The 16424-nt window shown below is 51.4% G+C and carries 9 protein-coding genes and 1 pseudogene; 2 read left to right on the top strand and 8 right to left on the bottom strand.

The genetic code is table 11. The features are described 5' to 3' along the window. Positions 1-105: 105 nt before the first annotated feature. The 8 genes and pseudogenes from ACYVB1_RS04730 to ACYVB1_RS04695 form a co-directional block, all read right to left on the bottom strand. On the bottom strand, positions 106-951 hold the full coding sequence (locus ACYVB1_RS04730) for a glycoside hydrolase family 16 protein (protein ID WP_460921107.1): 846 nt from the start codon (positions 949-951) through the stop codon (positions 106-108). 379 nt (positions 952-1330) lie between these two features. After that, on the bottom strand, positions 1331-3694 hold the full coding sequence (locus ACYVB1_RS04725) for a beta-L-arabinofuranosidase domain-containing protein (protein ID WP_460921105.1): 2364 nt from the start codon (positions 3692-3694) through the stop codon (positions 1331-1333). Positions 3695-4004: 310 nt separating this feature from the next. Further along, the gene (locus ACYVB1_RS04720; RefSeq protein WP_460921103.1) at positions 4005-8102 is read right to left on the bottom strand and encodes a glycosyl hydrolase; all 4098 of its coding nucleotides are present in this window, start codon (positions 8100-8102) and stop codon (positions 4005-4007) included. Between the two features lie 155 nt (positions 8103-8257). Continuing rightward, positions 8258-9810 (bottom strand): annotated as a pseudogene (locus ACYVB1_RS04715) (carboxylesterase/lipase family protein). A 6-nt stretch (positions 9811-9816) separates the two neighbouring features. Next, the gene (locus ACYVB1_RS04710; RefSeq protein ID WP_460921101.1) at positions 9817-11433 is read right to left on the bottom strand and encodes a carboxylesterase/lipase family protein; all 1617 of its coding nucleotides are present in this window, start codon (positions 11431-11433) and stop codon (positions 9817-9819) included. A gap of 243 nt (positions 11434-11676) precedes the next feature. Beyond that, complete coding sequence (locus ACYVB1_RS04705; RefSeq protein WP_460921099.1) at positions 11677-12573, bottom strand: alpha/beta hydrolase; 897 nt, start codon at positions 12571-12573, stop codon at positions 11677-11679. Positions 12574-12679: 106 nt separating this feature from the next. Continuing rightward, entirely contained in the window at positions 12680-13504 is an 825-nt protein-coding gene (locus ACYVB1_RS04700) for a sugar phosphate isomerase/epimerase family protein (protein ID WP_460921097.1), read from the bottom strand. A gap of 183 nt (positions 13505-13687) precedes the next feature. Continuing rightward, complete coding sequence (locus tag ACYVB1_RS04695) at positions 13688-13846, bottom strand: hypothetical protein (RefSeq protein WP_460921095.1); 159 nt, start codon at positions 13844-13846, stop codon at positions 13688-13690. Between the two features lie 218 nt (positions 13847-14064). Between ACYVB1_RS04695 and ACYVB1_RS04690 the strand changes: the two genes are divergently transcribed. Then, on the top strand, positions 14065-15591 hold the full coding sequence (locus tag ACYVB1_RS04690) for a hypothetical protein (protein WP_460921093.1): 1527 nt from the start codon (positions 14065-14067) through the stop codon (positions 15589-15591). After that, the gene (locus ACYVB1_RS04685; protein WP_460921091.1) at positions 15563-15880 is read left to right on the top strand and encodes a hypothetical protein; all 318 of its coding nucleotides are present in this window, start codon (positions 15563-15565) and stop codon (positions 15878-15880) included. The genes ACYVB1_RS04690 and ACYVB1_RS04685 overlap by 29 nt, the downstream gene beginning before the upstream one ends. Positions 15881-16424: the final 544 nt, after the last annotated feature.

Raw genomic sequence — 16424 nt, 5'->3', positions numbered from 1 at the left:
AAGGCGATATCTTCTCCCACTGTTCGTCAGTTAACTCGTATCGTCTCATGACTTACTAACAAGCTAACAGGGTCTTTCGTTTGATTCATCAGACACAGCCTAAACCTACCTCTCCACCATTTCATACACCCGCACATAATCCACCTCCATTGCCTGCGGGAATACATCCGGAACAACACCTTCTGCCCCACCCCAGTTGCCTCCTACTGCAATGTTCATCAGGAGGTGGAAGCGCTTGTCGAAGGGCCAGGCTGCAGGGCCAGTGCCTTCGTTCATAAATTCGAAGACCGGCTGGTCGTCTATGTACCCTCTGATAGCATCAGGTGTCCAGTCAATGCGGTATAGATGAAAATCTGTGCTTGCAGTTTCAACGACTTTGTTCTTCCCTCTTTGGGTTCCTTTCGTATGGTTATAAGCTTCGGTATGCACCGTTACATGTACCCTGTCCTGGTCATACCCTACGTGCTCCATGATGTCTATCTCCCCTGACTTTGGCCAGCCACCATAGGCATTGTCTGTTGGTAGCATCCAGAGGGAGGGCCAGGTACCTTTACCTGTCGGGAGCTTCGCCTTAATCTCAAACCTGCCATACAGAAAGTCTCCTTTGTGCTTTGAGACCATCCTGGCTGAGGAATATTCATTGTCCTGCACGTTCTCTTTACGTGCTGTAATGGTAAGGGCTCCGTCTGCTACGCTGGAATTGCTTCTGCTGTCGGTATAGTACTGCAGTTCATTGTTTCCCCAGCCACTGCCGCCAATATCGTATCCCCATTTAGCAGGGTCCGGCTGGCCGGTATAGTTAAATTCGTCGGCCCAGACAGGCTCACTTTTAAATGTCCAGCCTGTACTTTGCGCGGCTTGCGGCTTTGGTGCTGTTGTGACAGGAGCAGATGTTTCCTGTGTTTTGCTCCTACAGGACATGGTAAGCACTGCGAGACATAACACTGGCATAAATTTATACATCGTTTTTTGCCTAGCCGGAGAGAGTAAAGTTCTTATCATTGCTGAACAGGTTTAGGTAAGCTCATACAAGTAAAGATTATACCTGTAATATACTCTTTTTAGAGCTACCAAACATGGCACCGCACCGGGTGGCAGCGAACGCATGGCTTGCTGCTTCCCCTGTCGAACGCTGAAGGTCTGTTTCGACACCACCTTTTTACACAAGCGACAGCCTTTTGCCCTCCAGGTGTTGTAGGCTATGTTGGGAAGTATCTCCGGAGTTCCTGACAATCCGAACCGAACCCGGCCGGACAAACGTAGAGGTTACCCGCACCCAACACGCCAGCAGTCTAAGGACAAGAAACTATAGCCGCTTCAATTAAGGCAATTACCTTAACAGGCGAACACCATATATACCTCCTGCCACAGAACCTTTGTGGGCAGCGAACTTCACGGTCAACACCCCGTTTGAAGCCTTTACCAGTTCGGCAGGAAGGGCATAGTCTACCTCATAGAAGGTATCTCCCTGTGCGCCATCCAGAATCACGGATTTCAGGAGCTTACCATTCACTAGAATATCAAACTGGCGGTCTTTGTCCTGGCCGTAATAGGTGACACGCAGCTTTCTAGCTTCCTTGTTCCTGTCTTTCAGGTCGTAACTGAACCAGCCGCTGGCATGGCGCCAGTGGCGGTCACGGTGCACACCTGCTTCCGTTTTCTCTCCGCGGTAATTGTGGTCCGACTCCGGCTGCTGCTCTCCCGGCGCCACCAGGTCAATTGTACTGGCTTCCAGCGCCCTTTTTACCTCCTCTTCTTCGCGCAGTTTCTTTTTCCGGGCCTCCAGTTCTTCTGTGGTTGTTACCGGCCAGTACACCATATAACGAGCGTCGTGCACCTGGAAGAAAGGCACCAGTTCCACATTTTTATATTTATCTGAAGCAATCAGGCTGGAAGCGGTAAAAGTCAGAGGTTTCCCTGCCACTGGTTTCAAGCTTGCCGTCAGGCTTTTACCGGCCGGTATAAGCACAGGGGCCTCTTCTACTGAATAGTTCGGGCCATGGGCGATATGCCCCATGCGGCTGCCATCTGCCAGCAGTCCCTGCAGATCTGTTGTGTCTGTGGCAGCAGCTAACACAATAGGCCCGTGCACAAACGACACCCATGGCGAATTATCAGGCAGGTATTCTGCCCTTGTCTCCATTGGTAGCACAACCGACACCACATCGCCTGACTTCCACCTGCGCTCCACCGTTACATAAGAAGAAGATTCTGATTTTATTTTTACCTCTTTGTTGTTTACACGCACCTTCATTCCGTCAGCTTTCACCCAATCCGGACGACGGATATGCAGGGCAAACTTCTGTGGCTTCTGCAGGCTTAGTTTTATTTCGGAGGCCTCCTCAAAAGGGAAACTTGTACGCTGTGTTACCGCCACGCCACGCTCCTTCCAGTTAAGGGTGGAAGGGATGAACAGGTTTACAAAAAGGTCCTTGTCGTTATGGGCGTAGATGAGTTCTCCGTACTTGCCATGGTTCTCGAGGCCTGAGCCAACACAGCACCAGAAATCCTCTTCCGGCTGCGAGTATACCCGGTAGTGCCTCGGCCGCATCGGTGTAAAGTAAACGAAGCCGCCTCTTGTGGGGTGCTGCGAAGAAAGGATATGGTTGTAGAGGCCACGCTCGTAAAAATCAATATAGGCTGTGGAGGCACTGGACAGATACAGTTGCTTCGACAGTTTCAGCATGTTATAGGTGTTGCAGGTCTCCGGCCCCTCCTTCGACTCCACCATAGAGGAAAAGTCATTGTCCGGGTGGAAGTGCTCTCTTACGCTGTTACCGCCGATAGACACGGTTCTGTCGCCTACTACTTCTCCCCAGAAGAAGGCCGCCGCATCCGCCCACTGCTGGTCTCCGGCCACCTCGGACACACGCTTGTAGCCAATTACTTTAGGAATCTGTGTATTGGCATGCAGGCCATTTAACTGGTCTTTCTCAGCCAGCAAAGGCTCCAGGATAGAACGGTGGGAGAACTTACGTGCCAGTTCCAGGTATTTCTTATCACCGGTGATTTCCGCTACATCCGCAAACACCTCGTTCATGCCGCCATGCTCGCTGCGCAGCATCTCCTGTATCTGCTCGTCTGTCAGGTTTTCTGTAAGATTCAGGCACCAGTCAGAAAGCTTGACCAGCATGTTCTTTGCTTTTTCATTTCCTGCAAACAGGTAGGCGTCCCGCAGTCCGGCGTAGGTCTTGTGAATGTTGTACCAGGGCACCCACTTATCATTCAGGGAGAAGCCACCGGCATTAATCTTTCCTTGCGCCACTTCCTGCCACATTGCCTCGCCGCCCGGCACGCCTCCTACATAGCCGTTCCCGTTTTTTTGCTGGCAGGCCTCCAGTTGATCCACCATATAGTTGAGTCTTTGCAGGAGTTCCTTGTTACCAGTAGAAGCATACATCAGGGACAAGGCCGTAAGGTAATGTCCGCCGATGTGACCGTCAAGCCCTGTATTTTCCCAGTTACCATAGCTTTTTGCTTTGGGCGTTATACCAGCTTCGCGCAGGTAAGGTGCCAGCAGCCTGTCCGGATCAAGCGCCAGAATATAACGCATATCGGTTTGCTGTGCCTGCTGAAAAGGGCTTTCCAGTAAGGTAACGGAAGAGAGGGGAAAGCTTTTTAACGAACTGTTTTGGCTGAAGCCAATAACCGGCACCAACAATAAAAGGATACAACTAAGGAATTTAAACTTCATCTTCTAGATATTAAGGCTTTGCTTTTACCTGCAGGAAAGACCATCCTAACGCTTCAAGTGTAAATTAAACACTTAAATATACATGAAAGAAGTAAAATTCTAAATCAGAAGTTCCCTTTCCAGCAGTTCAATTTAGCATCATTTTTCATTCCCTCATCCACTTTTAACTCCAGCGGAGCAGTCTATGCATAACAGACCGTACCGCTGGAGTTAAAGAAAAAATGATTCATTATCTATAAACTGGTCGTGTAACAGTGACCTTGGGCAATACATGTTTTTATAATATTGCAGCCTCGCTCACTAGCCTGCTTTAACTTTTCGACACATACTCCACCAAAGATTTATGAATAGCCGGACGCAAGACCACGGGCCCAACTAGCCCGGACTCCAGCAGGGGAGAATCCTTGGTGTAGTGTTTCCAGGTAGTAAAGGCCACTTTGCCATCATTCGGCTTCGGCTTACCCTCCTTGTACCATTCCGGCAGCTGCTGGATGGCGCCACCGCTCAGACTGGCAAAACCACTGCCTCCGGCTCCCGGGGCATACTCGTACACGTCCGGCAACTGTGCATCCCCTATCAGGCGGTTTGGCCATTGGTTCGTCACATGCACTTCCAGGTTATTAGAACTCGCTTTCACAGCATCTGTCACGTCCACTAAATAAGGCCGCTTCCAGAAGATGCCCAGATCCTTCCCATTCACGAACACCTGCGCCAGCACCTCCACCTGCCCCAGGTCCAGGAACAGGCGCTGGTCCGAATTTCTCAGCCCAGCGGCAGTCCGGGCGGGTATCTCAAATGTTTTCTGGTAGGTGGCTGTGCCGGAGAAGTACTTTACTCCGTCCTCTGGGTGTTGGTGCAGGGACATCAGCTTAGGCAGGGTAATATTGGCCGGCGCTCCCAAATCAGGTGGAAAACTCACCTGCCATGTGCCACTCAACTCCTGCGGCCTGCCAAGACCGGATACCTGCAAAGAAGTATTGCGCCCGGTGTTGTCGCGCAGCGTATACCGGCCATCCTGCCAGAAAAGGAGCCCTGGCTTTCCCTGGCCGAAATGCTCCACCACTGGTAATTGATTTCGGGCGGGAACATTTTGAGCGGCCAGCTGCCGGATGCGCTCCTCTCCTGCCGCTTCGTTCAGTAGTTCCGGTGCTGTCGTATCGCCGTTGTAATACGAAGCTCCTTCCTCCAGGAAAGCATGTCCCAGCCCCGGGTGTACGATGTTTCCGCTTTTCTTCCCGTGTTCCACCAACTTCCCGTTCAAATAAACAGAGGGTACATTGTCCTGATACACCAGTGCCACATGGCTCCACCCTGAAACAGAGACCGGCGCAGCCAGCGCCAGCACGGGCTTACCTTTCCCGTGCTCCCACACGGCTACTCCGTTGCGACCTACTGTTAATCCGGCCGCGGCACGCCCCTCACCATAATACTGCGCCCCGGGAGGAGGGTAAATGGCATAGTAGTCGGTCCAGGGGTCTTTGATATTGTCCATGAAATTCTGGGTACTGAGCATGACGTTGAACTCAGGCTTAGCCCAGAAACTGACCGTAAAATTGCCCGACACATCTTTGAACAGCTCACGTGGCTCCGTTGGATAGGGTTGGGCGCCAAGCAGGGTGGTACTGCCATTTAACACAGCCTGCACATGCCGCCTAGGAGCAGAGGAACGGAACACCACAAACACAGATCCGGAAGGCGCCAGTTGTACCGGCACGCGCATCTGTTCGCCTACCTGCTCGTAAATGCCTACTGGTGTGATGGTACCAGTATCGGCATCCCAGAATTCCGGCTGCCGGTCTTTCACACGGAACGTACAAACTAAATCTTCTTGCTTTCTCCGCTGATTGGCCAGGAAATAAACGTCAGCATCCTCGATGCGGCGGTGAATATAAGTAATGGGGGCGTCGCCGGAGCGGGAAGAAACCTGGAAGTCTGGTTTCAGCGCCAGTGCTTCCAGCACTTCCGGCAGGGGCTTGCCCCAATACACGCGGCCTTGCCCTACTGCCTTTTCCCCGGTGCCGCTGCTGTTATCTCCCCACAGGGCAGTTGTAACCTGGGTGAATGTGTCACGCTCATCCGGAAAGTTCTGCAGCCCCAGCATACGCGCTGGTTTCGGGCCTATCAGCACCATTCCCTGGTTTACCAGTTCCTGCAGTTTGCGCAGCAGTCCTAAGGTTATGCCTTTGGGCTCTTGCAGTACCAGTGCCCGGTAACTTATGCCATCCGGCAGCGTGATACGGCCATTTTCTATTTTCACGCGCTTCAGCAGCACCTCCGCGTTCATCAGGTCATAGTCGTAGCCTTTTGGAGGCGGTGGATTCAGTTCCTCCCTATCAACAATAGTGTAGCCTCCGGGGCTCTCGCCGGTAAAATATGCCAGGTCTGCCACAAACAGTCCCTGCTGCAACAGGCTTTGGCAACGGGTGAGGTAGCTCATCCAGGCTTTGCCGGGTTCCCACCAGGTATTGGTACGGTCGAAATGAATGCCCCAGGGCCCCATCGTCATACCGGGTTTGGCAGTAGGGTGCGGCTGATGCGCAAAGCGGTGGAAGACAACCCGGTTTAAGCCTTCTGTGAATTTTTTATCACCTAAAGCCTTCAGGGCAAAGGGGTACTCCTGCCAGCGGGCCGATTCAGGCTCGCCGGTAAAAGACTCGGCGGCCACCACTTTCTGCCCGTTTACGTGCGCAATGGAAGCAGAAAGCTTCATGGTCCGGCGCATGGTCCAGTTGTTCTGGAAGATGGTGGAAAGACTGTTCCAGAATTCCCCCACATTGGTGTCCATCCTGGAGCCGATCTGCATCTCCTCCATCGGACCTCTGTCGTAGGGCTGGGTGTAGGAAATAATGCCGTGCTGGTGGCACAGGTCCGTAAATTTTCCGTAGTAATTGTCTGCCATCAGGTCGGCCTGGGCACGGCGCAGGTCCCAGAGAAAACGATCGGATACCTCCGGGCTTCCTACCACACGCCCGGTCATGGCGGGCAGGTACTTTACCAGTGCGTAGCCCATGCGCTTCTGGAACTCCTGCTCAAACTTTGGGGTCCAGTTCTGCATCCCTACTTCATAGGAGTCAATCAGCAGGCCTACTTTACCTTTTCTTGCCAAAGGCTGCAGCGAAGGCAGCAGCTCTTCCATCATTTTGTTGAAATGGAAAGTAATAGCCTCTGCGCTGTACTTGTCGCACTCCAGCCCCACCCCTGTGTCGGGTGCGGAGCGGTTGAGCGTACCAAGTGCGGTGAAGCCCAGGCGCAGGATGGTCCAGTTGCCTCTTGGTGCTTTCCAGTTCAACTGCCCCTGCTCGTCCATGTACTTTGTAATATCTGTCACGCGGTTCAGATCGATAACAGATGCGGCTGAGGCTGCTGTACCGGATGCATCGGCCACACCATCGCCGGTAAACTTGTAATTGGCTCTTTTCAACCAGTCCTCCAGGCGGGGAGCGCCGGAGAAGCGCACCTGGGTGTACTTTCTCTCCTTGGGTGAGGTAAGCCGGAAATATCGTGCTTTGGTGGCAGGAAGCTCGGCTACCATCAGAGCCTCTTCGCCAGAGCGCCCCATTTCAGCAGCAGACGTGATGGCACTTACCTCCCGGAACTGTACGCCGTCGTCAGAGGCTTCTAATGTCAAGCTATCAGCAGGTGCGCCACCCCATCCCCCTGAACCGACATGTGAACCAACAAATGTGAGGGAGCGCGCCTCATACGGAACCTTAAACTCGAACTGCAGCCAGGCAGGCTGTTCTCCTGCTCCCGGCTGCACCGTTACGCCCTGCGGGTCCTCCCCCGTCAACTGTTTCAGGTGAACAGGTCCGCTGCTGGAGGAAACGCTTTTCACCAGGTCCTGCAGCGGCTCCTCTCCCTGCAGAGACGGGTAAGCCAGCACTGCAATGTCCCGGTAATGTTTCAGGTTGGTGAAAGGCTTTGGCAAGGCTATCTTAATTCTTCTTCCACCCTTTACACTGGCCTCGCTCCAGGTAAGCTGCTGCATGCCCAGCTCCGGTGTTATCCAGGGGCCGCCACTCGACGACCAACCCGGGCAGTTGTGCATCGTAAACTCCAGCCCCAGTCGGTCGGCCTCCCGTATAGCATGTTTTTTCAGTTCCAGCCACTCCGGGCTCAGGTACTTCACTGGTCCTTCCGGAATACCGGTACCGGCATCAAAGTTCTGAAAACCGCCCACGCCAACACGTTGCATAGCCTCCAGGTCCAGCGTAATGCCTTCTCTCGTTACATTCCCGTTCATCCAGTGCCACCAGGTGTGGGGCCGGGCTGATGCCGGAGGCGTGATAAAGCTCTCTTCCAGGCTTGTCTGCGCGCGGTGGCGCAATGTCTGGAATATACCTGCTGGAGTAATCAGGGTTAGCAGCCCTGCGGCACTCGTATTTTTGAGGAAGGTTCTTCTTTTCATCAGGTTTTGTAATGAGGGTGTGGAGGAGCAAATAGGAACAGGGTGCTCCAAGATAGCATTCTGGACTGATGCAACTGTGCTGTACTGTCCTGTGCACACCAGGATACCCGGAGAACTTTAACTGGGAAAGTTCAGGAGCAGCCTCATACTTAAAGCTATTGTTTTATCATGTGCCTGTACAGGAAATCCAGTGCTGCGCCGTCCGGTAAAGGTTTTGCTTCGGCTTTTTTATCCAGAACCATTACCTGCCTCTGACCGGTAGTGTAGGCTGGCCACTGGGGGAGGCCTTTGCCATTCGGATTACCGGTAGCAGCAAAATTCACCCAGTAAGCAGACATCACCTTTGCAAGGGCATGATCTACCTGCTCCCAGGGGCGATTCACAAATTTCAGGTTGTCGTAAGCATAAGGCACCTCGCCGGTGTGGAAGGCACCATATTTCACGTACTCTCCTGTTGCCGGAACCTTTCGGGCAAAACGATAAACATATACCGGAGACTTCCCCTGCTCACTTTGCACATTGGCCCAGGTGTAATTCTGAACCCCCAAAATCATATCCCTGGATATTTTCAGCTGCGATGCCGCCGCTTCCGCATCTGTGGCACCCGGGTAGTACTGCAGAAAGGTGTTTGCCTCAGAACCATACTGTGCTTCCGCCTCTTTCCGGAAATCTGCTGCACTTTTGAGGGGCCCGAACAGCAGTCCTTCATCTTCGTTCCAACCCGTCAGCAGGGCTACGTTGTTCTGCCGGCCTCTAGCAAAAATTTCCGGAATGGCAGCAGGCAATACACAACCATCTACAATAGGGCGTGTTCCCTGTGCTTTCTTTGATAACGCTGCTGCCGGTATGTCCCTTAACGCAGCAAGTGAGGGGGCATTGAAGGCTTGCGCTACTTTTAGCCCCTCTTCTTCCGCCTGCTGCAAGGTGACACTTCCCCTCGAGAAGTTGGCTCCGCTTTGGGCAATTGCTTTAATGAAAGCCCTTTTGCCAGTGGCGAAGCCACCAGCGCATGCACACTCATGGCGCCTGCTGATTGACCGGCAATGGTGACATTGGCAGGATCACCGCCAAAAGCTGCAATGTTTTGCTGCACCCATTGCAAGGCAGCTATCTGGTCCATGAGGCCATAATTTCCTGAGGCACCCTTTCCTGATTCCTTTGTAAGTTCAGGATGGGCAAAGAAGCCGAAGGGCCCGACCCGGTAATTAGTACTCACGAACACAATCCCTTTCTGAGCCATGGCTTCTCCATCGTAAATGGGCACTGCGCTACCGCCGCTGTTAAATCCACCGCCGTAGATCCAAACCAGTACCGGCCGCTTCTCTTTACCTGATCTGGCACCCGTCCATACGTTCAGGTACAGGCAGTCTTCGCTGATAGGTTCTTTCGGGATCAGGAACTCCTCTGACCACATACTGAAGGGCGCTGGTTCCGCCTGCATCGGGCTGGGGCCAAACGCATCGGCCTTGCGTACGCCAGCCCACGGCTTTACCGGCTGAGGAGCTTTCCAGCGCAAGTCGCCTACCGGTGGTGCCGCAAAGGGAATACCCCTGAAGCTGACAACATCGCCGGACAGGTTCCTGACTCCGCTCACCTTGCCTGCCTGTGTTGTGATGACCCCGGGCACCGGCCTCAAAAAAATAAAGCCGCCCAGGGCGAAGGCACATACAGCTAACACAGCGGGTATTACGTGAAGGCTCCTTTGCATCGGAATTTATTTTGCAGTGGCTACCTGTATCAACTCCTTGTCGTGGTGATTCTTCACTACGTTTACATTATCAAACAGCATGGTGGCACCATTGTCGGCCGTATACTCCGGCCACTTTGGCAGGCCTTTATGATTAGGGTTTCCGGATTTGGCAAAGTTTATCCAGGCCTGGCTCATCTTGTCAGCCAACGCGTGCGCCTCTTTCCCGCCACCCGTCATTTCTTCGCAACGGCTGATGTTATTAAACACAAAAGGCAGTTCCATACAGTGCATGGAGCTGTAGGTGCCATCCAGCACAGGAGATTCCCAGGTAAACAGGTACATGTACACCGGCGCTGTGCCATGCTTCGCCTTCTGGCTCGCCTGCTCAATGGCAAGGGAGCGGAAGTTGAAATCGAAGAGTACATAATCAGCAGGTTTAGCTGTTTCGGGGTAGGCTTTTTTTACCGCCGCCAGATAAGCATTTGTCTTATCGCCGTACGTTTTCTCCAGGTTTGCTTTTGCAGCCGCCATGGTCAGTCCATGATTTCCCGGATTGAACGGCGCAAACTCCGATTTAGTAGTGCCTACCAGCAGGGGAATGTCTTTTGAAAGCGCAATAGCGGCCGGTTCTGTTGGCTGGTAGGGCAGGAATTCACCATCCAGAATAGGTCCCCATCCCAGATTCGCAGCTTTTCCTTCTGCTTTCAAGTCGGTTTGTACTTTCGCGATGGCTTTTTTGCTGGCAATGTTCAGGCGCTCGTACGGTAATTTCTGCAGGGAATCTACCTGGTTTGGCTGTAGTTTTAGTTCTTCCAGTAGCGCAGCACTCACACGCCTGGCCAGGGAAGCATCTGTGAATTTTGTAATGTAGCTGCCGCTTTGCACAATGGCCTTGTGGAACAAGCCTTTCGCTGAAGGGGCATTCATCAATGAGGTGACTTTACCGCCGCCTCCGGACTGCCCAAAGATGGTGACGTTGTTTGGATCGCCTCCAAACTGGGTAATGTTTTGCTGCACCCACTGCAGGGCCATGTGCAAATCAGTTAAACCAGCATTGGCTGATCCTTTGTACTTGTCGCCATAAGCAGAGAGGTCGAGGAAGCCGAGGACATTAAGTCGATGATTTACTGTTACTACCACCACGTCTCCCTTCGTTGCCAGGCTTCTGCCGTCGTAAGAAGGCAGTTCCACGGAAGATCCGGCGGTGAAACCACCTCCATGCAGCCACACCATAACGGGCCGCTTTTTCCCGTCGTTTATCTTGGGCGTCCAAACATTCAGGCTTTGGCAATGCTCATTGGTATAGCCCCAGTTATGCTGAAACGGGAATTCAATGGCATCATTGACGGTGGTTGTAGGATCAGTGGGGCAAACGGGGCCGTAAGACATAGAGCTGCGGACACCCTCCCAGGAGGCAGGTTTCTGAGCAGCCTGGAACCGTTCGGCCCTGGCATACGGAATACCTTTATAAGTAAAAATACCATTATGTATATAGCCGCGTACCTTCCCGTATTCTGTTGTCACAATGGCCTGATCGGCACTGGCTATGATGGGTGTAACGGCATCGGCTTTCTTTTGCCCCACGACCGCCATTGGTCCCGCTAACAGCAGGAACGAGAAGAGTAACAGCTTCTTTTTCATTTGATGTTGCTTTAAGATAAATCGGTTTATACCTGATCCTGACTTAATGATAAGAATCTTTTCCATTATGTCAAAACAACACACTGAAAGACGGGCATTTATTTTCTACCCTATAATACCAGGCACATCATAAACTTTATATTGCCTTTAACAACAATTGAGGCTTATGCGCTTGTCGATAATGAGGCTTGTTGTAACCGTTTAAAGTATTCTGCTTCGGCAGCACCCGGCCTGTGTAATGATTTAAGGAATGGCAACACCATTGTCTTTCAAAGCTCGGTGCAGAAACAGCACCTGGTAGGGTAGCGCATTCTCCCAATACTCCCATGTGTGGGCGCCGGGCCTTTCGATGTAATCGTGTGGGGTTCCGTTAGCCAGCAGAAGGCGGTGCAACGCACGGTTTGTTTCTACCAGGAAGTCATCCACACCACAGTCAAACATCAGCTTCACATCATTGGCTTTCATCTGGTCTGTCAGGCCTACTGCGGTGTGCGCTGGATAAGGATGTCCCTGAGCTGCAGGTGGGCCTAATAAATCAGCAAAATTCTGAGCCCGCAACTGGGCAAACTCAGCGGGCACTTTCCAGGTGGCGGTGTTGATATCCATGACGCCACTCATACTTCCTGCCGCACAATAGAGCTCCGGGTGTTTTGCTGAGAGAAAGATAGCTCCATGGCCGCCCATCGACAGGCCCGCGATAACGCGCCCCTTCCGGTCTTGGACAGTACGGTAGGTGGCGTCTATTTTTTCTATCAACTCTTTAGAGATAAAGGTCTCGTACTGGCGGCTTTTGTCTAAAGGGTTGTCAAAGTAATAGCTGGTAGGCCCGGCATCCGGGGTAACGATGAGGAGATTGTATTCATCAGCAAGGCGGTGGAGCAGCGTTTTATCAGGTGTTTTACTTAACCAGTCGCGGTAACTGCCGGTGCCGCCATGCAGCAGGTAGAGCACCGGGTACCTCTTCTTTGACTTTTTGTATCCGCCAGGAACTACCACGGCTGCCTTGATTATCTTTTGCATAGACATACTCTTGATCTCGAGTGTATCTACTTTGGCTGCAAGAGATGCTTCGGTAAGGCCTATCCAGCAGAAGCAAACAAACAAAAAGGTAAGCAGTGGTTTGGGTAAGGTAAAGGGCATGGTTACTACATCAGGTTTTGTAATTCAGGGAAGGAGCATTTTCGCAAAATGCTCCTTCCCTGAATTACTTATTGTTGCTGTTAGCAATATAGAGAAAGTTTTGGAGCTATTGGCTGCCTAAATAAACCTCCCGGAGTTGCTGTGTTAAGTACCTGTGCGCGTGGGGTATTTCCTTTTCAGGGTCGCTTACTCTGCCTTCAATAAACAAGGGGCCACTGTAGCCGATGGATTTCAAAGCCTGGAAATAGGGTCTGAAGTCTTCACCCACCACGCCGGGCAATGTGCGGTTCTCCTCCTCCGCTATCTCCACATAAACAATTACATTGCCTGCATCGATGATATGCTGCGGCGGCTCATTCTCCTTCATCATGTGGTAGATGTCGGCATTCAGCCTGAAGTTAGGATGATTGGCCCCTTTCACCACTCCGGCTGCTTCCTCGAGCGTGGTCAGGAAATTGGTCTCTGTGCTGTTCAGGTTCTCCAAGGCAACCGTAATACCGTGCTTCTTAGCTGCCTGCCCTATTTTACGGGCTAATTTGGTAAAGTCTTTTGTCGCTTTCTGGTAGTCGTAGTTCTCCGGCAGCTTTCTTGCGCCTCCACTTCCTAAAACAATGACTGGCACCCCTGCCTTTTTCGCTCTCGCAAATACCTTGTCTGCATAATCCAGCACCTTCTTCTCATCCACCTCAGGACCTGCTATCTTTAAATCAGAAGGAAAAAAGACGTTGCACGCATACACCTTTGTTTTTGCCTTGTTTATTTTCTCCACGTTCGCCTGGAATTCAGCTTCTGTCAAGGCAGGCCCTAGCATTCTTCCTACAGACTCACCCTGCATATTAAAACCGGATGCATATAGCAGGCTGTCCTTGTCGAGGGATGCCATCATACCTAAGTTTGGAATTTCCTGCGCTTCTGCGCGGAACCCTGTCAAGGCGCAAGAGCATATCAATACTACATAAAGCAAAATTCTCATATCGTAAAATTTAGTTTTAGTGTGCCCAACTTGAGAAAAGGCGAACATGCCTGACTAAAGCTATGCATTTTATGTCAATATTCTATGCTAAATAAGAATTTACTGCTCAGCCTGTTGCATCGCATTTAATAGTCAGCAGAGTCAATACGCCCCTGCACCTTGGTAAGCCAGCTTAAACACAGAGGAGGAGCAGTTTTTTCGCATGCGTCTAAGCAACCCCAGGGCTTGCAGCAGGTGCTGGTGGTAAATAACCACGTTCCGCTCAGTTGCCCCGTTCGACACGCCTGGATTAATGTTCATTTCAGCACCTGTCAATCCCTGAAATGATATTTGTCATTTACAGGACTGACAGAACTCATTCAGATGCTGCTCCGGAGCCGCTACCTTGCCAGCAGAAACAAACAGCAAACACATGCGCTTTCGCCCTTATGGTGCACGATCAGACATCGTCCCTGTAAACATCAGTTTGCGATTAAGGGCCAGCAGCACAAAAAACGGTACAATTCAAATTCATCACCATGCAACAGCAATCGTTACACACTTTCCATATCCCGATTATGGGCCTGGCATTTTCCATTGACTCACCGCTAAAGGTGGCGCAGTACGGCATCTCTTCTGTGCTGTCACTCAGTGACGACGCTTTACTGGAGCAGATGCGGGAATACTACAGCGGCATCTATCAAAAACCTTTTACACCTATCTCTACAAAGGAAAAAGATTTCCGCGCCAGACGAATCACAGCTTACCTGGACCTGGTAGATGAACTGGTAACACAGCAGATTGTCCGCATAAAACAAGAGCAATTTGAGCCAGGCACCAGGCTCACCAAATATTTTACACTATTACCAGATAACTCTCCATTGAAAGAGAAATACCTGCAGATGCTGAAAGAAGAGGATTGGGCTGTGAAAGAGGAAATGCAGGAGTTACTGCGCGATGCCATTGTGCCCGGAAGTATAGATGTGAACATAATGACGAAGCTGGACAGGACAAACTACGGCACAGACGGAGAGCCGCTGCCGCAGGAGTTTTCCGACGCGCTGTCTGCTTTACGCGGTTTTATGAATAGCACTGTGCAGTCGGCGGTGGTTTTTTCTGCGGGCATGAACATGCGGCTCTTCAGCTATATGGAGCAGTTTCCCGAGTTTATCCCGGACAATGAAGGCAACATCTTCAAAAAAATTATTATCAAAGTAAGCGACTATCGCTCTGCCCTGGTGCAGGGAAAAATCATGGCGAAGAAAGGCATTTGGGTGTCCGAGTTTCGGATTGAATCCGGGCTGAACTGTGGCGGCCATGCCTTTGCCACCGACGGCTACCTGCTGGGCCCGATTCTGGAGGAATTTAAACAAAACCGGGAGGTCTTGCAGGTGGAGCTGTACAGCCTGTTCTGCTCGGCACTTGCCAGTAAAGGAGCCCATGTACCCCGCACCGTGCCCAACATACGAATTACTGTACAGGGCGGCATTGGCTCAGCAGAAGAGCAAGACTTTTTGCTAAAGCACTACGGAGTGGATGCGACCGGATGGGGCACACCTTTCCTGCTGGTACCAGAAGCTACTACCGTTGATGAGGAAACCCTGCAGAAGCTATCGAAGGCAAAAGCAGAAGACTTATACCTGAGTTCTATATCACCGCTTGGGGTGCCTTTTAACTCGCTGCGCGGCACCAGCAGCGAAGCCTTAAAAAACCTCCGCATCGAAAAAGGAAAACCCGGCAGCCCCTGTGTAAAGAAGCACCTGGTATCGAACTCTGATTTCACTACAGAACCTGTCTGCACAGCATCCCGCCAGTACCAGCGCCGCAAACTGGAACAGTTGGCGGCCCAGGGGCTGCCGCAGGACGAGTATAAGGCAGCGGAAGCGAAGATATTAGTAAAAGAATGCCTCTGCGAAGGCCTGGCCAACACGGCTCTGCTGGTAGCCGGCATCAGTAAAAAAGCAAGTACCAAAGCGGTTGCGATTTGCCCTGGCCCTAACCTCGCTTTTTTTTTCGGGCGTGTTCAAACTGCAGGAGATGGTGGACCACATCTACGGCCGCTTTAATGCCCTTAACCAAAGCTATCGCCCGCACATGTTCATCAATGAACAGAGAATGTACATCGACTACTGGAAGAACAAAAAGGAGGAGCAACCGGACACCCTCACCACAAAGCAGCAGAAATGCCTGCAGGGCTTTTGGCAGGAGTTACTGAAAGGCATCAGCTACTATAAGAAGCTAGCATCAGAAATATACGCCGAAAACCTGGAGAAACAGGCGCTATTCCTGGATGAGTTGCTGGAGGCCGAAGACCAGCTTTTATGTGCCAGGTTGAAACAGCAGGCAGAGGCATAACGAATTACCCCGCCCTGAAAGAGGCTACAGATCTAAAGCAGCATCGACATAATCAATGACCTCCAGGGCTTTTGTTTTGGAGGTCATTTTGTTTTACCCTTTTAATATGTACCTCTACAAAAAGTATTTTTTCTGGTGTCGTGGCAGTAGCTCAACCTGGATTCACAGCTATCGGCACGTCCTGAGCCCCCTTCTTTTATTCCTGTACCGCTGCTACACTCCCTGCCTTCTCCCTGTAACTCGGCCTTTCTGCCCTCCTGCACCTGCTAATGTGGTGTCACCGTTATATTTCCATCTCGCTTAGCGCCTGAGGTTATGAACTGCTTTTGACTTATGCACCAGTAGCACAAACAAAGCAGCATAAGTTCACCTAATCAACCATACAATTGTATTATATCAGCAACCCTATTTAGTCTTCAAACTTCCCTAAACCCAGCTACTTGTCATTAACATCCTATACACAAAAGGATACAGTGCTCTTTCTCATATGTAGCAAAATTTAGCTTCCAATAGAGTGTTTTTAGACATTCAACACCCCCGGTTC

It is taken from the genome of Pontibacter brevis, from assembly GCF_054779655.1.
This window is presented reverse-complemented; position numbering and strand designations above follow the sequence as displayed.